This is a genomic window from Komagataeibacter oboediens (assembly GCF_018491655.1).
Classification (GTDB): Bacteria; Pseudomonadota; Alphaproteobacteria; order Acetobacterales; family Acetobacteraceae; genus Komagataeibacter; species Komagataeibacter oboediens.
On sequence record NZ_JABLUU010000061.1, the window covers coordinates 57239 to 79081 of the forward strand.

At 58.2% G+C, this 21843-nt stretch carries 21 protein-coding genes; 9 read left to right on the forward strand and 12 right to left on the reverse strand.

Going from position 1 to position 21843, the window contains the following annotated elements; all coding sequences use genetic code 11:
* Positions 1-113: 113 nt before the first annotated feature.
* Both HNO79_RS16645 and HNO79_RS16650 read right to left on the reverse strand, forming a co-directional pair.
* A complete protein-coding gene (locus tag HNO79_RS16645) occupies positions 114-893 on the reverse strand; it encodes a segregation and condensation protein A (RefSeq protein ID WP_025813003.1) in 780 nt (259 codons plus the stop codon).
* On the reverse strand, positions 880-2220 hold the full coding sequence (locus HNO79_RS16650; RefSeq protein ID WP_183481479.1) for a site-specific integrase: 1341 nt from the start codon (positions 2218-2220) through the stop codon (positions 880-882). Before HNO79_RS16650 ends, HNO79_RS16645 begins: the two co-directional genes overlap by 14 nt.
* 433 nt (positions 2221-2653) lie before the next feature.
* Here HNO79_RS16650 and HNO79_RS16655 point away from each other — a divergent pair, with 433 nt between their 5' ends.
* The gene (locus HNO79_RS16655) at positions 2654-4099 is read left to right on the forward strand and encodes a tyrosine-type recombinase/integrase (RefSeq protein ID WP_183481476.1); all 1446 of its coding nucleotides are present in this window, start codon (positions 2654-2656) and stop codon (positions 4097-4099) included.
* A gap of 489 nt (positions 4100-4588) precedes the next feature.
* Here HNO79_RS16655 and HNO79_RS16660 read toward each other — a convergent pair whose 3' ends face one another.
* On the reverse strand, positions 4589-5011 hold the full coding sequence (locus HNO79_RS16660) for a helix-turn-helix domain-containing protein (protein ID WP_159104947.1): 423 nt from the start codon (positions 5009-5011) through the stop codon (positions 4589-4591).
* A gap of 101 nt (positions 5012-5112) precedes the next feature.
* On the opposite strand from HNO79_RS16660, the gene HNO79_RS16665 reads away from it, so the two are divergent.
* Positions 5113-5820: a hypothetical protein gene (locus HNO79_RS16665; RefSeq protein WP_148299273.1), complete on the forward strand. Its 708-nt coding sequence runs from the start codon at positions 5113-5115 to the stop codon at positions 5818-5820.
* A gap of 203 nt (positions 5821-6023) precedes the next feature.
* Here HNO79_RS16665 and HNO79_RS16670 read toward each other — a convergent pair whose 3' ends face one another.
* The 4 genes from HNO79_RS16670 to HNO79_RS16685 form a co-directional block, all read right to left on the reverse strand.
* Positions 6024-6677: a GNAT family N-acetyltransferase gene (locus HNO79_RS16670; RefSeq protein ID WP_183481473.1), complete on the reverse strand. Its 654-nt coding sequence runs from the start codon at positions 6675-6677 to the stop codon at positions 6024-6026.
* Positions 6678-6857: 180 nt separating this feature from the next.
* Positions 6858-7163: a CcdB family protein gene (locus HNO79_RS16675; RefSeq protein ID WP_025437987.1), complete on the reverse strand. Its 306-nt coding sequence runs from the start codon at positions 7161-7163 to the stop codon at positions 6858-6860.
* Positions 7164-7364 (reverse strand): type II toxin-antitoxin system CcdA family antitoxin, encoded by a 201-nt coding sequence (locus tag HNO79_RS16680; protein ID WP_010510340.1) that lies wholly within the window; start codon positions 7362-7364, stop codon positions 7164-7166.
* Positions 7365-7623: 259 nt separating this feature from the next.
* The gene (locus HNO79_RS16685) at positions 7624-7986 is read right to left on the reverse strand and encodes a winged helix-turn-helix transcriptional regulator (protein WP_025811845.1); all 363 of its coding nucleotides are present in this window, start codon (positions 7984-7986) and stop codon (positions 7624-7626) included.
* 115 nt (positions 7987-8101) lie between these two features.
* Between HNO79_RS16685 and HNO79_RS16690 the strand changes: the two genes are divergently transcribed.
* From HNO79_RS16690 to HNO79_RS16705, 4 genes are all read left to right on the forward strand, one after another.
* Positions 8102-9226: an alkene reductase gene (locus HNO79_RS16690; RefSeq protein WP_025811846.1), complete on the forward strand. Its 1125-nt coding sequence runs from the start codon at positions 8102-8104 to the stop codon at positions 9224-9226.
* A 16-nt stretch (positions 9227-9242) separates the two neighbouring features.
* Positions 9243-10613, forward strand: coding sequence for an NAD-dependent succinate-semialdehyde dehydrogenase (locus HNO79_RS16695; RefSeq protein WP_025811848.1), 1371 nt, complete (start codon positions 9243-9245; stop codon positions 10611-10613).
* Between the two features lie 960 nt (positions 10614-11573).
* Entirely contained in the window at positions 11574-12857 is a 1284-nt protein-coding gene (locus HNO79_RS16700) for a chloride channel protein (RefSeq protein WP_025811850.1), read from the forward strand.
* A gap of 66 nt (positions 12858-12923) precedes the next feature.
* Positions 12924-14246 (forward strand): ClC family H(+)/Cl(-) exchange transporter, encoded by a 1323-nt coding sequence (locus tag HNO79_RS16705; protein ID WP_183481470.1) that lies wholly within the window; start codon positions 12924-12926, stop codon positions 14244-14246.
* Between the two features lie 45 nt (positions 14247-14291).
* Here HNO79_RS16705 and HNO79_RS16710 read toward each other — a convergent pair whose 3' ends face one another.
* Positions 14292-15554, reverse strand: coding sequence for a cation:proton antiporter (locus tag HNO79_RS16710; protein WP_025811852.1), 1263 nt, complete (start codon positions 15552-15554; stop codon positions 14292-14294).
* A 157-nt stretch (positions 15555-15711) separates the two neighbouring features.
* Between HNO79_RS16710 and HNO79_RS16715 the strand changes: the two genes are divergently transcribed.
* Complete coding sequence (locus HNO79_RS16715) at positions 15712-16989, forward strand: hypothetical protein (RefSeq protein ID WP_014106948.1); 1278 nt, start codon at positions 15712-15714, stop codon at positions 16987-16989.
* 322 nt (positions 16990-17311) lie between these two features.
* A complete protein-coding gene (locus HNO79_RS16720) occupies positions 17312-18118 on the forward strand; it encodes a helix-turn-helix domain-containing protein (protein WP_244987592.1) in 807 nt (268 codons plus the stop codon).
* A gap of 23 nt (positions 18119-18141) precedes the next feature.
* Here HNO79_RS16720 and HNO79_RS16725 read toward each other — a convergent pair whose 3' ends face one another.
* From HNO79_RS16725 to HNO79_RS16735, 3 genes are read right to left on the reverse strand one after another with little or no spacing between them, the layout of a single operon-like run.
* Positions 18142-18306: a hypothetical protein gene (locus HNO79_RS16725; RefSeq protein ID WP_214165966.1), complete on the reverse strand. Its 165-nt coding sequence runs from the start codon at positions 18304-18306 to the stop codon at positions 18142-18144.
* A gap of 18 nt (positions 18307-18324) precedes the next feature.
* The gene (locus HNO79_RS16730) at positions 18325-19413 is read right to left on the reverse strand and encodes an AbrB family transcriptional regulator (RefSeq protein WP_183481467.1); all 1089 of its coding nucleotides are present in this window, start codon (positions 19411-19413) and stop codon (positions 18325-18327) included.
* A gap of 3 nt (positions 19414-19416) precedes the next feature.
* Positions 19417-19986 carry a hydrolase gene (locus HNO79_RS16735; RefSeq protein WP_025811855.1) on the reverse strand — a complete coding sequence of 190 codons (570 nt, stop codon included), beginning with the start codon at positions 19984-19986 and terminating at the stop codon, positions 19417-19419.
* A gap of 116 nt (positions 19987-20102) precedes the next feature.
* On the opposite strand from HNO79_RS16735, the gene HNO79_RS16740 reads away from it, so the two are divergent.
* Positions 20103-20708 carry a TetR/AcrR family transcriptional regulator gene (locus tag HNO79_RS16740; protein ID WP_025811857.1) on the forward strand — a complete coding sequence of 202 codons (606 nt, stop codon included), beginning with the start codon at positions 20103-20105 and terminating at the stop codon, positions 20706-20708.
* Between the two features lie 159 nt (positions 20709-20867).
* On the opposite strand, the gene HNO79_RS16745 is transcribed toward HNO79_RS16740, so the two are convergent.
* Positions 20868-21761: an alpha/beta fold hydrolase gene (locus tag HNO79_RS16745; RefSeq protein WP_025811859.1), complete on the reverse strand. Its 894-nt coding sequence runs from the start codon at positions 21759-21761 to the stop codon at positions 20868-20870.
* Positions 21762-21843: the final 82 nt, after the last annotated feature.

Here is a 21843-nt window from a genome sequence, read left to right on the forward strand (position 1 = left end):
CTACGTTGCAGAGCGGTGTATATCTCTGCGCTTGTGCTGCCTTCGGCTGCCGTGCATACCATTCCATCGTGGCGCTGTCCCGCTCATTCCAAAGAGTCTGCAATCGCTACACATCAAGCCATGGGAAACACAACCGTATCGATCGATGCATTTCCCTGCCGCACCAGTTCCAGCCCAGCCACAAATGTCGCAGCTACAGCCGCTCGACGATCAATAGTCCTGTCCGGCCCGCTTAAATCCATCGGGGGTATGCACTCTTCCCATATATTGCGGAAGGTCCCGTTCGCTATTTTTTCGCGGACAAGAGCCAGCGCATCTGTCACACGCCAATATGCAGGCACATTGATCCGATAAACAGGAACAGAAATCTCAACTCGCGAAAGTTCCTGCTCAAGCACATTCAGGCAGGCTTCCATCAGACTGAAATACGTCCCCTGCCGTGCAGAAACACTGCTATCCGCACGTGGCCCGCCCCGCGCGAAAACTGACACGCCAAGTTGTGGCCTACCCTCCAGCCAGTCCGCCGCCGCGCGCATCTCCAGCAGCTGCTCGATCTGGCCGACCGTCCGGCGCGCCTCATTTTCGGCAAGCTGTTTTTCCGTCTGCGTCGCAAACAGCCGCCGCGAGCGCAGGAACACCAGCCGGGCGATCCAGATCACCCAGTCCGCGCGCTGCATGAGCGGCGTCGTCTGGGACAGCCGCTCCGCCTCAGCGACAAACTGGGCCGCCAGGTCCGCGATGGATAGCACACCCAGATCCAGACGCTGCCGTTCCGCCAGGTCCAGCAGTAGATCCAGCGGCCCGTCAAACCCCTCGACATGGAACTCGGGCACCGCCGGGCGCGGCAGCCGACGTGGCGGAGCACCCCAGTCTTCGTCCTCATCCAGATGCATCGGCAGTCTCTCCAGCGTCAGCGCGCGCGTATTGCGGCTGGATGTCGAACACCAGCTCTGGCCAGTCCGTCCGCACCCGCTCCAGCGCCTGCCATGGCGTCCATTCCGCCGACCAGAAGCGGTAGACCAGCCGGGCGCTGCGGCGGGCGCGTTGGTCGCGCACAGCTTCGACCTCAACCCGGCGCAACGGCAGCAACGTGCCCCAATGCGCCTGCAGCCAGACCACCGCCGTGCGGGAGTCCGACCCGGCTTCTAGAATGGAACCTGGAACCGGCACCAGCCGGTGCAGGTCAAACGCGCATGACGGCGTGCCTGCGGCCTGATGCGACAGGGCAATCCGATGCAGGCGTTCGGATGCCTGGCGCAGCAGCCGGGCCAGCGTCACCGCCTGCGCCCCCTTCCCCGCCATCGGCGTCAGCAGGCGCGCCTGTTCGTAGTCAAAATCCACCTGCCAGGGGATGATCCCCGGGCCCTGAGCCGCCGCCCGGAACCGGGCTACCGCGTCCACCGGACCGCTTACCGTGAGCGTCGTCCGGACCCAGTCCGGGGCGGGCGTTGTCGTGCGTCGATGCGCCGCCGTCCCAACTGGGGACTCTGGCGGGGACGCAGATTTTGTCCGACGCGCGCGGTGGGCCGGGCGATCCGGGCGCCCCAGCGCCCGGTCCAGCACAAACCGGATCCCGGGCACCGAGAGCGGATCCCTGACCGTGCCATGCGCATCGATCCCCCGGAACGCCGCACCCCAGCGCAGTTGCGCGGCCTCGCGCCAGGCGGCCCAGTTCCGCACCGGACAGACGGCCGGATCCCGACGCCGCCGCAACCGGCGCAACTGATGATGCCCCGACCGGGGCCGCAGCAGGGCGACGGTCATCCCGTCTGTCGTGTCGCTGATGTCTTCCACCGTCAGACGGGCCAGCGCCTCGGCGCCGATGTCCAGCGTGGCCGCCAGTAACAGCAAAGCCCGGTCGCGCAGGCCGGACAGGTCGGGGCCGCAGCGTCGCGCGGCGGCCAGCAGCGAAGCCATATCGACCCCGGCCCCGGTCCGGCGCACTCCTGTGGCGGGCAGGGCGACATCCAGCTCCTCACCATTGGCAGCACACCAGGCCGTCAGCGCCGCGCGATCCACCACCAGGCTCTGCCGCGGCCGTCCCGCCTTCGCCCGGGCCTCCAGCCACGCTGCTACCGCGACAAGACCGACCGGAAAGCCGCTATCGGCTGGTTGGGTCCTGACAAAGGCGCGCCAGGAGGCTGCATAGGCCCGTGCCGTGGCCGGCGACAGGCCAGTCGGCGGTCGCGCCGCCTGCAGCGGTCGACCGGTCTCAGCCATTCTGATCGGATCCGCGGTTTTCGGCCCCGAACACCCTGGGGGCCAGCAGCGGACAGGCGCCCGAAGCGGGCAGTTCGTCCATCCTCAGCGAAAAACCGCGCCGCCTGACACAGACCATATTAAGGCGTTGGCGCATCATATAACACGTCGTATCACGTTAACGAGTTTTGGAGAACGGAAAAGCGCCCGATTGATCCCGAAAGGCGTGGTTTTCCGGACTTTCTGCCCCCTCCCCTCCCCGCCGGGCAAAATCCGACCAATCAAAAAACTACTTCCGATAAGTTATCTTGTCGGAAGTAGATGAAAAATTCCAAAATGCCTGCTAAAATTCCGAAATGTGCCTGTTTCCGAGCCTTTTCGCCAAGCCTGTCTGCGGACCCCTTCCCTGCTGCCCAGGTGACGGCCAGGGACCATACGCGCAGGCAACCCTGCCATGCTGAGCGACGTCCGGATCCTCGGCACCAGCAGGCGCGCGCAGGCCGCGCTGCATGCCCGCGTTGATCCGCTGACGCAGCAGCGTTTGGCCGAGACACAAGACCCGGCGCGCTGGCGCGAAATCCTCTCGACCGCGCGTTTCACCCCACCCCTGCCCCTGCTTCTGGCCGGCATCGAATTGCCGGACGGTACCTATTCCCCGGATACCCCCCTCGCCCAAGGCGTGCCGTATGCGTCGGCCGCCCAACAGATGGCTCAGGACCATGTCGCCGATATCCCATCAGGGTTTGAACTGGCCGTCGGTCTGGAAATCGATGATGGCGTGCCCAGCTTCCTGGCCTGGTTCCGGCCACTCCAGCCCGTAGAGCCCTGTCCCGGGACGGCAGACGCAGCGCCGCCTGCGCCGGTTGGCCAGCCGGCCGCAACCGTCGCGCAATGGTTTTCCGCCGTCTCGGCACAGCCCGTCCCCGAACATGATGGCCGCCTGGCCACGGCCCGTCAGGCGGCCGATGCCTATATGCACCGCAGCAAGGCCGAAAACACGCTGCGCACCTATCGCGCTGCCGTGCGGTCCTGGTGCCGCTGGGCTGCCGGTCATGCCCTGCCCGCCCTGCCGGCCCGCAGCGAGGATGTTGCCGCCTATCTGGCCGACATGGCGCTGCAGGGGCGCAGGACCAGCACCATCGACCTGCATCGTGCTGCCCTGCGTTACCTGCACCACCTGGCGCAGATTGCCGTACCCACCGCCCACCCGATGGTGACCGCAACGCTTGCCGGCATCCGGCGGGAGGCAAAGGAGGTGCTGCCCCGCCAGAAAACCGCGCTCACCTGGGACAGGCTGGTCCGGGTCGTCGAAGCCATCAGTTCCCATGATCTGGTCGGTGCGCGGGATCGGGCCATTCTTCTGCTCGGTTTTGCCGGTGCGTTCCGACGCTCCGAGCTTGCGGCACTGAAGGTGGACGACATCACGGTGGACGAGGATGGCATGCAGATCCGGCTGGGCCGGTCCAAGGGCGATCCCCAGCGCAAGGGTACTCTGATCGGCATCCCGCGGGGCCTGACCCGGAACTGCCCGGTTCTGGCATACGAGACCTGGCTCCGGCAGGCCGGGATCACGGAAGGTCCGGTCTTCCGGCGCATCTGGTCCGCGCGGGGCTACAGGGCAGGCGCCACGCCCGTCGGAACCCCGCCCAGGATCGGGCCGCACGCCCTGTCGGACCGGGCGGTCACGGACATCATCCGCAAACGCTGCGGCGACACTCACCTTGAGGGGGACTTTGGCGGACACAGCCTGCGCCGCGGCGCCATCACCACGGGCGCAAAGGACGGGTATGATCTCCTGGAACTGAAGCGCTTCTCGCGACACAAAAGCCTTCAGGTCGTCGAAACCTATATCGACGAGGCCAGCATCAAGGCCCGGCATCCGGGAAGGTCAAGATTCTGAGCCTGTCTTGACCCCATTTTCCAGAACGCCTCCACTCGCCTTCACATGTGAAGACGCACCAGTAGACATATCTGCTTCATAGATCATGCCAGCCTTATTCGAAGATAATTTCTCCCCGCATGAACCGCCGGACTGGAACGTCTGACTTGGGGGGATAGCGGAATGTCATCTTCGCGGCATGGAGAATCGAAAGCGGACGATATCTGTCAATCCCGGAGCGGTTCATTCTCTCAAACTCGCAACATTAAATTCGTACCAAAGACGCTGATGTAGGATGCTTGTTTGGCCACGCCGTCGTCTGTCGGCTTTGTATTGATTTGGCAGGCAGATCAAAAAGAAGTTTGGATGGATAATTTAATGGTGCAAACAGTTGAAAGCAGTATTTTCTGTGTATGTTCAAATGCACTAGGAACTCTTACTTTTAAGAAAATTATTTACCACACTATATGAAATGAATTTCATGAATGGCAGAATTTATATTATTTTGACTTATTTTTTATTCTTTAATTTAAACGCATGAGCAATCGAAGATCCAAATTTCTCGAATGGGAATGATATAAACAGCGCAGCCAATGCGGCTCCGGCTAATGAAATAGCTAAGGAACTATTCTCTTTTGTAATTCGATCTACTTCCGTGCGATATTTTTTTGTTATCACGCCTCTTTCTTTTAAAAAAAGAATTTTTGTTTCAACATCCCTCAACAATTCACTTGGTGTTATACACATCACTTCGGCAGCAGCGGCTAATTGCTCGACAGTCATAGCAGTTTCACCGTTTTCAATGCGCGACCAAGTTGACGTATTTACTCCAGCTTCTCTCGCTATATCGCCTTGTGAAAGGGTTTGCTTCTTTCGATAGAACTGCAGAACCGCGCCCAAGACAGCAGGATAAGAAGTGATAATTTCAGGCACGCTGTTCTCCAAAAAAGGAAATTTGCAATTTAGGGAAATTCCCCATATAGGGTATAGCTTGCGCTCGAAAACTCAAGAGCAAACATGGTGGGAGAAGGAATATGAGTTCACAAACTGGGGACGAGGTGCACAACAGGGACCAGCTTTCGACAAAGATAGGGACATCTGCAGATGCTGCGGAAACAAAGAATAGTGACCAAAATTCAAACCCTTGGTCCCCGCACACTTACGCGGACAACCTTCTTGAAGCCGTAAAAGAAGTTTTTTCTAATTCGCCAGGTCGAACAAACCGCGAATGGACACGAGGTGTCTTGACGGCCATTACTTTGGCAGGTCAACGGACAGCCCAGCAAAAAGCATACCCGTCTAACGAACCCGTCAACATATCTGCTCGATATCACGGTGCAACAGATCTTATGAAGGAGGCACAGGAGAAGACCCCTGAACTGTCCGGATTGACAATCATAGAGACAGGTCACACTCCGCCACTCGACGCGGCCATTTATGATCCGTCAGGCCAACGTGTCGTCATTGCAGAGCCGGAACAGGGTGGCCCTAAGGCTAGGGCAACCGATAACAGAAAACTCGTCCAAGTAGACCACGGAGAGATTGCAGTATCCGTTTTTCGACCAAGCTCAAAGAAGGACGCAGCATCGGCCCAGAAAGCAGCCAGACAACAGCTTGGACAACGCATAGCTCCATCAATATCTTTAGGTATTCATATCCCAAAAAAGGGTAAGATGTCTGATTTTGAAATTATGAACATTGATCGAATTAATTTTCCGCCAACTACGCCTCCTTTAGGTTAATTCGATTAATCAGCGGCGCGTTTTTGTCCGCTTATGGGAACAAGATGATGCGCTCGCCATGTCCGCAAAGAGGCGACTACAGCCTGTCTGCTGCCATTCATTGAGCAGGAAGGCTGTTTACAGAGGAAGGAGGCATTGAATGGTCGCTCAAGAGCAAACGTACACTGGAGTCATTATCGACGGAGATCTCCGATGATCGGAAATCAGCGCGGTTTCTGTCTGACCATGATCCAGTTCGGGAAACTACGGCCATTGATGGCAATGGGTTCGTCGTTCGTCACCTGAAATCCCAGCTTCTCATAGAAGGTCACATTTTGAGGTTTCTGGGTAACAAGTGATGCCGGGAATGGGGATGTATCCACTACGTATGACAGTTCGCGCCGCAATATGCTGGAACCCAACCCGCGCCCCTGGCAATCGGCACGAACAACCATATTATTGAGATACCAACTTGGGTGCCCATTCAGGCATGCTTTCCGCCGGGCCTCGATCATGTTGATGACTTTCAACGTGCATCGAAAGGTCTCCAACCCATGGCGGAAGGGCAACGCCAGAAGACCATGACGTGCCAACAGAGCAGGAGATGCTTCAGGAGAGCCGGGTGGGTGCCAGAACCCCATGGCGGCAACCCTTTCCCTATGGTCACGCGCCGCAAAACTCCGTCCCAGCGCGAACTGGACGCCAAGGTTCGCCTTCATCAGCCACATCAGGCGCGCGCGCCGGGTTACGGCATTGGGATAGAGGAAAACATGGGCCGGATTGTCAAAAAAAGCCTGGGTGAGGAGAACAGAGACTTCATCGCGATCGAAAATGGTCAGGACCGCATCACTGAAAGCACCTATCATAGTATCCTTCATTTCAAGGCAGTCATTAGTTGACGTTCTATTGATCTCCCAATCTTTACATCTCTTTGGGCTCCCTTCAGAATTGAATCCGTTTTTTCAAGAGAAGTCACCATCACGAATATCTGCTTTCTGGTTTATCTGGAATGACCTCAATGTCCGAAATGAAGGCATAAGCCAGATCACCATCGCGTTTCAGAAACCTGTGAGAAGGAGATCAAGCGCCTGAGTAATTTCGTCCTGGCAAAGCGACAATGAAGCAATGATCTTCTTCAGATCACGGTCAGGAACTGCGGCCATAAACTGCGTCATCATGACAAAGGGACAATCGTCAACCATAAACACCGGGTTCAGCCTCTTTGCAGGCTTTGGTGCGGTTCCCTGCGGCAGCAGCGGAACAACGACACGGGTACCCAGAGCATCCAGAAGATCTGCCTGCACATCCAGAACGAAACGTGCTTCTCCCCGTCCGGCCAGACGATACACATCAAAACGGGCCACTTAGAAGTTCCGATAGTCCGCCAGGGGAAGCCCGTTCTCTTCAACATATTGCCGTGAAGCTTCGAGGGAAGCGCGATTGTCTGCCAGCCATTGCTGAGCACGGATCGACGCGATCGCTGACTTAAGCCCCTGCTCGCAGGCCTGCGATATATTGAGATCTAATGACTTGGCTTCTTCGAGCAACTGAACGGGTAGCGTCACATTTGTGGGGCGACGTGATGGAGTGCCGGAATGCACGCGAACCATAGCTTTGCTCCTATAGACTGGTGGCCAAGATATAGCACATGTTTATGTGCATTTGTATGCCCATATTTTTGCGCAACGGTATGACCGCTTTCGGAAGGCCTCGACGGCTTTTCTTATGACCCACATGAAAGCGACTGCTGCCTGTCTGCTCCTGCATCACTGAGCAGACAGGCAGGTTGCTGCAGAAACTATCCATAACGCTTAGCCGTTAATCTCAATCAGCGGCTGTGTTCCGCTGGACAGAATGGGCATAGCGATCTCCCCAGGTCTTGAGCGCCTGAATGACCGGCTTCAGCGTCTTGCCCAACTCGGTCAGGGCATATTCCACATGTGGCGGCACCTCAGGGAAGACAGTGCGTGACACCAGGCCGTCGGCCTCGAGTTCGCGCAACTGGTTGGTCAGCATCCGCTGTGTGACGTTGGGCAGGCGGCGGCGCAGTTCGCCGAACCGCAGCACCCCGTCCTCGAACAGGTGATACAGGATCAGCGCCTTCCACTTGCCCCCGAACAGTTCGAGCGTGGCTTCCACCGTGCAGCCGGGGCTGCAGGCCAGCGTGGTGTGACGGATGCGGGGCATGGTATCATTCCTGACACTAGTGGCGGTTTATGTGCGTTTTTGCGCACACCGCAGGCTGGGTCAATGTTTACATGCGGGCCGGACGGATGGCCTGCATTTGTGAACAGGGTTGATTATGTCTTCATCTTCGTTATTCGGTCCCGTGCGACTGGGCGACCTGTCGCTGGAAAACCGGATCTTCCTGCCACCGCTGACACGCTGCCGCAGCACCCAGCCCGGCGATATTCCCAACGCGCTGATGGCCGAATATTACGCGCAGCGCACGCAGGCTGGCTTCCTGATTACCGAAGGCACGCAGATCGAACCCCGCGGGCAGGGCTATGCCTGGACACCGGGCATCTATTCACCCGAACAGGTCGCTGGCTGGAAACTTGTCACCGACGCCGTGCACGCAAAGCGGCGGCCCATCTTCGCGCAGTTATGGCATGTCGGCCGCGTGTCCCACCGCGCATTGCAGCCCGGCCATGAGGCGCCGATCGCCCCGTCCGCCGTGGCTGCAACAGGTGTCAACGTGTTCATCCCCACGGGGCCGGGCACGGGAAAGCTGGTGCCTCCCGACATGCCGCGCGCGCTGTCCATTCCTGAAATCCATGAACTGGTGGAGATGTATGCGCAGGCGGCGCGTAATGCACTGTCCGCCGGGTTCGACGGCGTGGAGATCCACGCGGCCAATGGCTACCTGATCAACCAGTTCCTATCCGAACGGGCCAATTTCCGCACCGATGCCTATGGCGGCAGCCTGTCCAACCGCCTGCGCTTCCTGCGCGAGGTGGTCGAGGCCGTTTCCGCCGTGGTCACGCCTGACAGGATGGGCGTGCGGTTTTCCCCGCTGTTCGGCACGACCACACAAAAGCGCGTCTATCTCGGCCTGCTGGAGGACAATCCGGCAGAGACCTACACCGCAGCCGTGCGCGTGCTGGCGGATGCGGGCATCGCCTATGTCTCGCTGGCCGAGGCCGACTGGGACAATGCGCCGGAAATGCCGGACGCCTTCCGCGCCAGCGTGCGCGACATTTTTGGCGGCCGCATCCTGTGCGCGGGCCGTTACGACCTGCACAAGGCACAGCATGTGCTGGCGCATGGCTGGGCGGACATGATCGGCTTTGGCCGGAAGTTCATCGCCAATCCGGACCTGCCCGCGCGGCTGGAACATAACTGGCCGCTCAATCCTCTGGACCCGGCGACGATGTATGGCGGCGGCGCGCATGGCTACACCGACTACCCTTTCCATAACCAATAAACAGGGAAACGGACCAATGAGTTTTTACCAGACCCTCAACCCGACCACGGAAACCGTGGAACGCACGTTCGAACTGCATACCGCCGCGCAGATGAAGGCGATTGTCGATCGCGCGGACCATGTGTGGAAGACCGACTGGAAAAAGCGCGACATCGCGGCCCGCAAGGTCATCATGTCAAAGGCCGCCGACCTGCTGCGCCGCGACCGCGTGGCCCATGCGCGCCTGATCGCGACCGAAATGGGCAAGGCGCTGCCTGATGCACTGGAAGAAATCGACATCACGGCCGATATCCTGTCCTTCTATGCCGATGGCGCGGCAGAATTCCTTGCCCCCACGCATCTGAAGGTCAGGGAAGGCCATGCAAAGATCATCAATCAGCCGCTTGGCCTGATCTACTGCATCGAGCCATGGAATTTCCCCTACTATCAGTTGGCCCGCGTGGCGGGGCCGAACCTGATGGCGGGCAACGTGGTCATCGCCAAGCACGCGCCAAACGTGCCGCAATGCGCGCTGGCGTTTGAAAAGCTGTTCCATGACGCGGGCGCGCCTGCTGGCGCCTATACCAATATCTTCCTCGACAATGACCAGTCCGCTGAACTGATCAAGGATTTTCGTATCCGTGGCGTCGCCCTGACGGGCAGCGAACGCGCGGGCCAGACGGTCGCGGCCGAAGCGGGGGCTGCGCTGAAGAAGGACACGATGGAACTGGGTGGCAGCGATGCCTTCATCGTGCTGGATGACGCGGACCTTGAACTCGCGGTCAAATGGGCGACGTGGGGCCGGTTCGCCAATAACGGGCAGGTCTGCACGGCGGCCAAGCGGATGATCGTGCATGAGAAGGTCTATGACGCCTTCCTCACGGGGCTGAAGAAAGCCATCACACAGTTCCGCATCGGCGACCCACTGGCCGAGGGCACGACCCATGGCCCGATGAGCAGTAGGAAGGCACTCGATACCGCACTGGCGCAGACCGACGAAGCGGTCAAGGCAGGGGCAACACTGGTTGCTGGCGGCAAGCGGATGGAGCGGACGGGTTTCTTCATGGAGCCAACCATCCTGACCAACGTGTCAAAGGACAACCCGGCCTTCTATCAGGAGATTTTCGGCCCCGTTGCGGTCGTGCACAAGGTCGCATCGGAACATGAGGCCATCGAACTGGCCAATGATTCCCCCTATGGCCTTGGCGGGTCCGTGTTCTCCCGCGACCTTGGCCGGGCGGAACGGGTGGCCGAGGCGGTCGAGACCGGCATGATGTTCATCAACACAGCTACAGCTGCGGCCCCCGAACTGCCCTTTGGCGGGATCAAGAATTCGGGCTTTGGCCGCGAACTGTCCTTCCTCGGCATTGAGGAGTTCATCAACCGCAAGCTGATCCGCGTTGCCTGAAGATTAGGCGAACGCTGCTTTCTGTCCCGGATAAAATCCTGTCCGGGGCAGAGGTGTGCTACTCATCAAGTTAAATGCCACCAGCGGCTCAAGTGATACGAAGAAATGGTATATGCCTGCTTTGGCAACCGCACGATTAGTCATCGAATGACCGGAACAAGGGCGAGACCTGACCCGGAACTGCCCGGTTTTGACGTAAGAGACCTGGCTCCGGCTGGGCGGGATCACGGAAGGTCTGGCCTTCCGGCGCATCTGGTCCGCAGAGGGCTATAGGACGGGAGTCACTCCCGCCAGGGGCCCTCCCAGGATCGATCAGAGCGCCCTGTCGGATCGGGCGATCACGGACATCATCCGCAAACGATGCGGCGACACCCACCTTGAGGGAGACTTTGGCGGACACAGCCAGCGCTGCGGCGCCATCACCACGGGGGCGAAAGACGGGTATGATCTCCTGGAACTGAAGCGCTTCGCGCGATACAAAAGCCTTCAGGTCTTCGAGACCTATATCGACGAGGCCAGCATCCGGGAAAGTCGAACTTCTGAGCCTATCTTGACCCCTGCCTCCAGAGCGCCTCAACACTCCTTCAGCTACGGGGGAATTAAAGAGGCCTGTTGCCCGCCCTTCAGGCCCGCTAAGCTGCTCCGGTCCGCGCGTTCTCGTAGAGCCAGAACTACAGGATGCATGAATGATCTACGTAGCAGTCCCATAGATTTTAAGGGTGAATATCAGCCGTCTTCCCGGTATGGGTTCCGAGTGGGCGCATATGAACATATGGTATATGCCTCATTTCCTGCATCACAGTGTGGAACTTCCCTACCGTGGCCGTTTTCCCGACATTGTCATATCCTGGTGCAGTTCCGGCTGGCCGCCAGTCCACTGAAGGTGGAAATCGCTCCAGACGTACCCGTCGCCTTCGTCGCCTGGCTCGTGTCAGAACACTGAAATGGCAGAGAACATTCATGTACTGCTCTGGGGCAGTGCTGATCGGTATTATTTCGGTGATCTTTGCCCATCTGGGAGATGCGGCAGCCGGTCTTCGTTACCGCATTGTCGCCCTGAATGCCTGGTCTATGCTTCTGATTGCACCACTTGGAATGATCACCATTACCTGGTTGACGCGCCTACTGTTCAATGGTGCCCAAGGCTCCGGCATTCCCCAGACAATCGCAACATTGCACATGCATAATTTCATGCTGGTGGACAAAATTCTGACATTGCGCATTGCGCTAGGCAAGGTCCTGATGACTTGCCTCGGGCTGATCTGCGGTGCATCGATTGGTCGCGAAGGACCCAGCGTTCAGATCGGGGCATCCATCATGCACGCTTTCTCGCGGGCCATGCGTCAGCACAACGATGTCACCCGGCATGGCATGATCCTGGCAGGTGGGGCCGCAGGCATGGCGGCGGCTTTCAATACACCTCTCGCAGGCGTTGTTTTCGCCATTGAGGAACTTGCCCACTCCTTTGAACAGAAATCGTCGGGCCGGACACTGACCGTCATCATCTTTTCCGGGATTACCGCAATCGCCCTTCTGGGAAATTATACATATTTTGGTCGTGCCAATACCTCTATCCCCATCGGGGTCGCGTGGCTGGCTGTTCTGGTATGTGGCGTAAGTGGTGGCTTGGCGGGCGGCCTTTTCGCGCGTTGTGTCATTCGCCTCTCCAAGGGACTGCCAGGATCACTTCGCCCGTTTGCGGCACGTTTCCCTCTCGGTTTTGCCGCTTTATGTGGTCTGCTTCTGGCCCTGATCGGCCTGGTTTCTGACGGGGCGACCTATGGTACGGGTTATCTCCAGGCGCGAGGAATCATAGACGGCACCCTCCATTATCCAGCCTCCTTCTTTCTCCTGAAATACCTCTCCATGCTAATCACCTTTTGTTCTGGCATACCTGGCGGCATGTTCGCGCCCTCCCTAGCCATCGGTGCTGGCATGGGCGGGTGGATCGGACAGTTCCTACCCCATACCTCCCCAGGCGCTGTCGTTCTGCTTGGGATGGCGGCATATTTCTGTGGCGTCGCCCAGTCTCCGCTCACAGCGACGATCATCGTGATGGAGATATGCGATAACCAGCAGGTCACGCTGGCGCTTCTGGCAACCGCGTTTCTGGCGTTCGGAGTGTCGCGAATGATCTGTCCCCATCCACTATATTCCGTCCTTGCTACAGGTTTCATGGAAAAGACCGAGCAGAAGGAGATTCAGAAAAAAACTGATCCGAGCCCGGAAACGGGTCCCTCATGAACAGCGACCCGGATCGCAGATGTCGCATTCGAAGCCGGGGAACCTCAGTCAACGAAAGAAGACGCCGTGCTACAGCAGGTGCCAGATAGAACACCGCACTCAGAACGAACCGACAGTTCCTGCAGTCTGGTTTTCCTCGCGTCAGCGTCAATCCTGATCGGTATCGCAACCGGTACGATCTGCGGAACCTTTCGCCTGTTTCTGGAGTGGCTGGAATTCACGCGAACGGAGATGGCCCCTCGGTTTCTGCATGGTTCGCCGTGGGGAGGCTTCTTTCTGGTCGTCGGCGTTGCCCTGGCAGCTCTGGCAGCTGTAGAAATGGTACGCCGCCTTGCACCGCTGGCGGCAGGCAGCGGCATTCCTCATGTCGAAGCCGTGCTATCAGGCATTACCGGCCCGGCGTCATGGCCACTCATCCCGGTCAAATTCGTCGGCGGTCTACTGGCGATTGGGAGCGGTCTGGCCCTGGGACGCGAAGGGCCTAGCGTACAGATGGGAGCCGCAGTAGCCGATGCGATCGCACGACGGCTCTCACTGGGACGTGCAGACTGCCGTGCCCTTCTTGCCGCTGGCGCGGGAGCAGGTCTTGCAACGGCCTTCAATGCGCCAGCCGCAGGTGCTGTTTTTGTCCTGGAAGAACTGGTGGGGCAATTTGAGGCGAGAATGGTCTGCGCAGCGCTCGGAGCGTCCATCTCAGCCATTATGTTCAGTCGTGGCATTCTAGGCAGTCAGCCCGATTTCATCGCATCTTATCCGGTTCTACCTACAGCAGTTGCGAAGCAGTTATTCTTTGTCATGACTGGTCTCATGACAGGCCTACTGGCAGTCGGATACAACCGAACAATTCTTGCAGCACTGCGCCTTGCCGACCGTCTGCCTGTCAGCATATACACCAGAGCCACCCTAATCGGCGGACTGGCCGGACTTGTCGTACGGCTTGATCCCCATCTGGCGGGTGGAGGCGACTGGATCACCCAGGCCGCAATAAGTAATACGATAAACTGGCATCTTATTCCCCTCCTGTTCGTTTTCCGCTTGGTATTCGGGGCAGTTTCCTATGCTGCCGCGACACCTGGCGGATTATTCGCGCCTATGCTTGCCTTGGGGGCACTATCAGGGTTGGCCTGCAGCTTTGTCGCACAAATACTGAGCCCGGACACAGCACTGGCAACTGCGCCGTTCGTGATTGTTGGCATGGCTTCAATGTTCGCAGGATCCGTTCGATCACCCGTGACGGGCATTATCCTCGTCATGGAAATGACCGGATCATCCGATCTTGTATTACCGCTCCTGTGCGGAAGCTTCTCAGCAATGGTGGTGGCAGGTGCATGCGGAGATACCCCGATCTACGAGGCCTTACGACTTAGAGCAGCAGTCGGCAGACGCTGACTGATTGACCTGCAGGCATTTTGTCGCCGCATGTTGCATGAGAAATCATTCTGGCCCGGATGTTGATGATGGGTAAAGCCTGCGGACGACCCATTCCATGGTCAGTCCCTGTACGATCGTGGTAAACACCACCACACCGTAACAGACAGGCAGCAACAGGTTGCGCAATTCACCTGGTGGCAATCCAAGCGCCAGTGAGACCGAGATGCCACCGCGCAAACCACCCCAGGTCAGGATACCAAGAACACGGCCCCGTTCCCATTGTCTGAGATGAATCGGAAGAGTGGAGAACAACACGCTCAGTGCGCGCACGACAATAGACAGCGGAATCACCATGAGCGTCGCCATCATGGTAAACAGACGCGGCGTGATCTCCAGAATTTCAAAACCGATAAGCATGAATAGCAGGACATTCAGCACTTCGTCCATAAGGGTCCACGCGACATCGAGGTTCTGGCGGGATGCTTCATCGAAAACGGAATCGCTATAGCTGGTTCCAAAACACAATCCAGCCACGACGACAGCTATCGCGCCTGACATGCCAAGATGGCTGGCGATACTGAAGGTTCCGGTCGCTAGGGCCAATGACGTCAGCAGATCGATATGCGGATCCCGTTGCTCCTTGAGTACACGAAGCGCGATCCATCCGGTCATGGCACCTAACAGACCACCACCAAGCGCCTCACGGCAAAAGCTGAGCACAATCGCAGAAGCGGCCAGACCCTGACTGTCTCCGGTCGCCAACTCGATCGTCACACCAAAAATAACAACTCCCACACCGTCATTGAACAGACTCTCGCCCGCGAAAACTGCCTGAAGTGGTCCCGGAAGTCGCAGACGCTTCAGCATGCCCACGACCGAAACCGGATCTGTGGGTGCGAGAATCGCACCGAGCACGATGCACCATGAAAACGGAACGGCATGGCCCATCAGGGGCAAAATACTCCAGACTGCACCCGCCAGAAGGACCACAGCCAACACCGTTCCAAGGACAGAGAGGGCTGTCACGGACATCAATTTGGCACGCAGGTGCCCGACATCAACCTGCATGGCTCCCGCAAAGAGAAGAAGTGATAACACACCGTTCAGAAGCGCTACGGGTAGATTGATGATCCCCAGCATAGACCGCGACAGAGCCTGCAGATCATAGTCCGGAATCAGCAGGTTCAAAGCCACAACCAGCAGGGATGCCAGCAGCGAAAAGATCAGGACACCGATTGTCGCTGGAACGCGAAACGTGTGGTGATTGAGAATGCTAAAGGCTGCGGCGAGCACGAAAAGCAGGGCAATAAGGCTGATAGTATCCATTATATGATCGCTGGCCCTTCTGATGTTTTGCGTCAAGGAAAACCGGCGTCGGCACCCTAAGCGAAATGCCGGCCACTATGCGAGACCCGGCAGGTATTGACCTATATCCCTGTTACAATCAGTATCTGGGGAGAACGGAATGTTAGTTTGCGGGTAAATGACAGACCTCATTCGAGACCTTATCCTTCGCTGGCGGGATGATCCGGCAGGGACCTATCAGAGTTGGTTCTTGTGGGATGAACGCCTCAAAAACTTCCGGTCTATCCGTCGCGGTCTGCAGCTGGTTGTGGCTGAGATAGCCGCTGGTACATTCGGGGTTGCCTATCGTGGCTCCTCCTTGGAAACAGTTGTACATTCGATTGCTGAGCAGCGTCAGATTTTCAAGGGTGCGGATCATGCATTCTTGTGGAAACCGAAGTTACGCATTCCCGACATCTACGAAAATCCCGCCAATCAGAAAGCATTTGGGCAGCTTCTCGATACCTGTCTGTGCTGCAATACCGAAGAGCATGTAGTCTCGGCCATTCATGCAATCGACGCCAGGAAGATAAAAGGGCTGGGGCCAGCTGTCGCCAATCTGCTGTATTTCCTGCATCCCACGATCATGCCACCTTTCAATACGGCGATCGTGAAGGGCTATAACGCCCTGACCGGATCAAAGGTGAAGCTGGGGCGATGGGAGGAATATCTTGCCATGCGGCAAGGGATACTAAAGCTGAATGCAACCTATCGTGCGCTGCTTTCCAATGATCTTGGTGCTATCGGAGGACTGCTGTTTGATCTCGGAAGCGGACGTTATACAGCGCCGCCTCTCGAAGATAACGAAACAGCACGAAAACTCTGGGAAGCCGATCTTCACCAGGTTAGGGAGCAGAGCGCAAAAGAGGCCCGAACTCTCGCTGCGGAGCGGGAAACAGATCATACTCATACCGAGATTCAGGGATGGCTTCGTGATCTGGGGCTCTCCTTGGGTTACGATGTCTGGATTGCCGCCAATGATCGCAGCCGTCCATGGCAGGACGGCAAGCTGGGGGATGGTTGCCTGTCGGTATTGCCGGGGTTCACGACGGAAACGCAGGGAGCGGAATCCGTGCGTCTGATCGACGTCTTATGGCTTGACCAGGAAAGCCATAGGATTGTTGCAGCATTCGAGGTTGAGCACTCAACGACCATCTATTCCGGTATCGTGCGGATGCTCGACCTTGCTCTCGGGTCAGCGGCGCAGGCTCTGGAAGGGATGTTCCTTGTCGCGCCGGACAAGCGGGAGATTGATGTGCGGGAACAGTTGAAGCGACCGGCTTTCAGCAGGATTGCTGATCTGAAAGTCCGGTATCTGCCTTATGGAGCACTGGAGAAGGATCGTGAGGCAATCAGGCGTTTTGGCCATGGTCTGAAACCGATACAGAGCATTTCCCATCTTCTGACCCCAGTGTGATATCTGCAGTACATCGCCTGTTCTGACGCAAGTTACGATAAGATTGAAGCGACTGCAGCCCACCCTCGCATTGACCCCTTATCGGTCGTATTAGGCTTCGCCTTATTCGCGGCCGTAACCGCGGCTTTCGCCATCGAATCAGCCTCGCCTGCAGTGATCATGATTGGTATCACGATATGGAGGCTGACATTTGGCGAAGTCACGACGTTGCTCCAAACCGCGCTGGCCGATACGGCCAGGAAGACGCCGGGATGATGATCCGGGCCTTTCCAATCTGGAACTTTAGGGTCGTGAAAGAAAGCCTGTTCCAGACCAACATTTTATGATGCGGATATTCCGTCGGCCGCAACACGAAGATGAAGAGCTTGTCCCGGCTGTGGCCGAACATTTTCTGGTGCGGATCATCTCAGGAGAAGCACAGGTCGAGGAACGCGAACTGACAGGTGAATGGACGAAAAGTGAGGCCGGGTCCGGATCATTTTTCCTGACACAGACCGATGCGCCTTACCTCCTGCGCTGGCAGGCTGATCCGGACCGTCCGTTTGAAGTCCTGCATCTTTATCTGGGCCCTACTCTGGTGAACCGCGTCGCCCGATCGTTAGGGCTTAATCCATCACGGCTTTCCATGCGCGAAATTTCCGGTGTTCAGGACGCATTTATCTCTGGCGTTCTGACAGGCCTGACGGCCGAGATCCAGACGACTCATTCGGCCAGTTCTCTATTTGTGAACGGACTTCTGGAAAGTCTGACTGTCCATCTTCTGCGTCATTATGCCCAGACACAGCCTTCGCCCACACCCAGACCCGCACAACTGCCAGCGTGGAAGCTGCGCAAGGCGCTTGATCATATGGAGGCCCATCTCGCCGAACCGTTCGATCTCGATTTTCTGGCCGGGTTGTGCGGGATGAGCCGGTTTCATTTCAGCCGGTCATTCCACAACACCATGGGGCAAAGCCCTTCACGCTGGTTTATCCGGCGGCGTGTGGACCATGCGAAGGACCTTCTATCGCAGACCAACAGGTCCATCATCGAGATTGCCCTGACCAGGGGCTATGAGAGTGCGAGCCATTTTGCACAGATGTTTCGCAGGGAAACCGGCATCAGCCCACGCGACTACAGGAAGCTATGACATCATCGGAATGGATATGACCGTCAAACGGGGATACAGCGAAAGAAGATGCTGCGCGCCAGACACGCGGGGTAAATGACTGCACCCTGATGGTCAAATCGCTGCTCCCGCCATCGACCAAAATTGTCGTCACGCCTCAGCGCGAGCGGGTTTGCAAGGGCGGGATCTGTCGCATTGGTCTTCAGCAAGCCCCTCCTCCTTTTCGCCTATTTCCCGTGTATTTCTTGCGACACATCGCGCTGCCCTTTTCCCGACGATCTGCGGGACAGAAAACGCGCCAGAGCTGGCCCGGTGACCAGAACACAGAAAAATCGGGCGACCTGCATGGCAATGACGAAAGGCATGTCCACTTTTGTGGTCGAGGCGATAATGGAGACGGAATCAGCTCCACCAGGACTGGTTGCAAGATAAGCCGTCAGCAGATCCACATGCGCCAGCCGGGCAAGTATCAATGCAAAGCCGCCACACACCGCAATCAGCGCGAGGATGGAACCCAGCACACGTGGAAAGACACGTCCGGCATAAGCCAGCACATCTGGCGTAAACCGCATGCCGATGCCCCACCCGACCAGGGCATAGGCCGCGACCAGCAGAAGATGCGGCTGTTCGATCGGCAGATGGGCGCCGAGCCTTACGGCCATCCCGATCCCCATCGGCACAAGCAGTCCCCCGGCCGGCACGCGCAGACGGGTGCCCAGGGCGCTCCCTGCCAGCGCGATCACCAGCGCCAGTAAAGCCCCCTGCCATGAGAGGGTCTGTGCCACGACCAGCGGGGCGGACGGCGTTCCGGCCACACGCGCAATAACCGCCGCAATGACGGCGCAGCAGGCCACGCGCAGATACTGCATGAAGGCGACGAGCCGCATATCCGCTCCATATGATTCCGCCATCAGCGTCATGACCGTGGCCGCACCGGGTGACGAACCCCAGATCGCGGTATTGCCGGGTAGCAGGCGCGAGCGTGTCAACAGCCAGCCGAGAAGGGCTGCCGCAGACAGGGTAGAAAACGTACCGGCAACAAAGACCGGCCAGCTGGCTGCCATTTCGTGAAAGATCGAGGCTGAAAGATAGCTGGCGATCATGACCCCGACCACGCCCTGTGCGCCGAGAAAGGCCCAGCGGGGAATACGGACCGCACTACCCCGTGTGGCCAGTACGACCGCCGCCCCCAGTGGTCCCAGCAGCGGCGCGGCCGGCAGGCGTAAGACGGCCAGAAGCATACCGAAAACCAGCGAAAGCAGCGCCAGTAAGCCCCATCGCCCGGTCAGCAGCCACGCTGATGGCCCTACCCTCACTGCTTAACCGCCAAACACGATTGTATCGGAAGGCAGCACGCGTGCAATCCGCGGGAGGATCGAGCGGACGGAAACATCATGAAGGTCTGCTGACAGGCTGGTGCAGAGATCCTCGGCGATGACAATATGGTAGCCAAGTTCCCAGCCGTGCCGTGCGGTGGATTCAACCCCGAAATTCGTAGCAATACCGCCCAGTACGACCGTTCGGATGCCCCGCCTGCGAAGCTGAAGGTCAAGTTCCGTGCCTGTAAATGCCCCCCACTGATGTTTGGTGATGACGATATCGCCAGGTGCTGCCAGCCCGTCCGCCAGGTGCGCCCAGTCCGCTGGCAGGCCGCCTTCCGGCGGGCTTAAGGGCTGGTCGGCCAGACCGGGTGGCGCGTCGGCAAAGTCGGGTGCAAACGCGACCCGAACCAGTACGACCGTAGCACCGGCATCCCGGAAGCAGGCAGCAAGCGATTTACCGCTCTCCAGCACCTGCGACGATGGCCGCGGGGCGGTTGGCAGGGCAAGTATGCCATTCTGCAGGTCAATGAGGACAAGAGCGGTGGTTCGTGGGTCAAATCTGTTCACGGATCGGCGCCTTCCGGGATCTGGATACATGGTCGGGTCAAACATCGACCGGCAATGGAAAATCGGTTATGCGAGGACTGTCTCGCATAAAAGAAAGTTGAGGGTACCCTCGCATTATGTCAAGCCCGCCCCGTTCATCACCACTCGCGCCCAAGCGGCAGCGCGGACGCGACCGCGTTGAAGCGATCCTTACGGCCGCGACAACGGTCTTTGGCGAGAAATCTTACGAGGCGGCGACAATGACCGAGATCGCTGCCCGCGCCAGCACGGCAATTGGTTCGCTCTACCGTTTTTTCCCGACCAAGGACGTGCTGGCCGCCGCAGTACTCGAACGCTACGGCGCGCGGCTCCTGCATGCCCTGGATGAGTTGGTCGACCGCGATCCGCCGCTGTCGCCACGTGATGCAGCAGAAGGACTGCTGGACATCATCCAGCGTCTGCGGACGGAACGCTCAGTCGTCCTTTCCCTGCTCGACAGCGGGATTACCCTGCCAGATGGGACAGGAACGCTCCGCAAGGCGCTGATCGGGCGCATGAGCCAGCTGTTGTCACGGCTGGGTGGTTTTCCGGGGCCACATGACGAACGGGCCGTGATGCTGCTGCATCTGGTCAAGACGATCTTTGCCCTGCCACAGGATCATTCGGCCCCCCGCCCGGCCCAGGACAAGGAAGCCGTTACGGTGCTGCGGCTCTATCTGGAACATGCTGCCGCTTCCCGCTGATCCGGGTCAGAGGTCGCTCCGTAACCTCTGAATCCGCACACAACCAATCGGTATCTCCAGCGATCGCGTCATCTGAATCGAACGGGTCTGCTTTTCAAAGCATAACTGACTATAATGCGGTGAAAATCGCGCTTTGACTCTCCAACTGTTTCGCGAAGGTCAGAGAAACGCATCAAGCCAATGCAACAGTTCTACCGGAGCTTCCTCCTGCGGACTATGACCACAGTCGATCGCGTATCCCCGCACGTCCACGGCTTTTTCGCGCCATGTCTCGACAACATCATATAACGCGCCCACGGTGCCACGTGCGCCCCACAGAGCCAGTAATGGGGCCTCAATCCGCTTGTCTGCATCAGCTGCATCATGGACGAGGTCGATGCCTGCTGCAGCGCGGTAGTCTTCGCACGCTGCATGGCGCATTGCCGGGTCGGCGTAGCATCGACGATATTCGGCCATGACACGCGGATCGACCGATCCTGGTATCTTGATCTGTCCTGCAATGTGGCTTTCGAGAAAAAAGTCTGGATCCCCACTGATCAGCCTTTCAGGCAAGGGGGCGGCCTGGATCAGAAAAAACCACCAGAAATAGCGTCGGGCGAATTCCATATTGGTCCGGGCATACATCGTTGCTGTCGGTGCGATATCGATCAGCACCAGTTTTTCCACCGCTTGCGGTGCATCCAGCGCCATGCGGTGCGCCACCCGTCCGCCCCGGTCATGCCCGACAACCATGAACCGTTCAAATCCAAGCTGGTGCATGACGCCAACCAGATCAGCTGCCATGGCCCGCTTGGAATAGTTGGCGTGATCCTTCCCACCTTCAGGCTTGGCGCTATCACCATAACCCCGCAGATCTGGGGCCACGATGGTAAAACGTTTCGCCAGTGCGGGCGCAACCTTATGCCAGGTCAGATGCATCTGCGGATGACCATGCAGCATGAGCAGCGGCGGTCCGTTTCCGCCGGTAGCCGTGCGGATCCGCACGCCATTCACCTCGATATCCCGCCAGCTAAAGCCCGGCAATAGATCGGGGAATTTCCTGATTGCGGTCATGCTTTCACCTGCATTCGTCCAGTGGCACACAGCAAAAAAGCAGAATATCAGGAAACCAGTATTTCCCCTGATGAAGACCTGT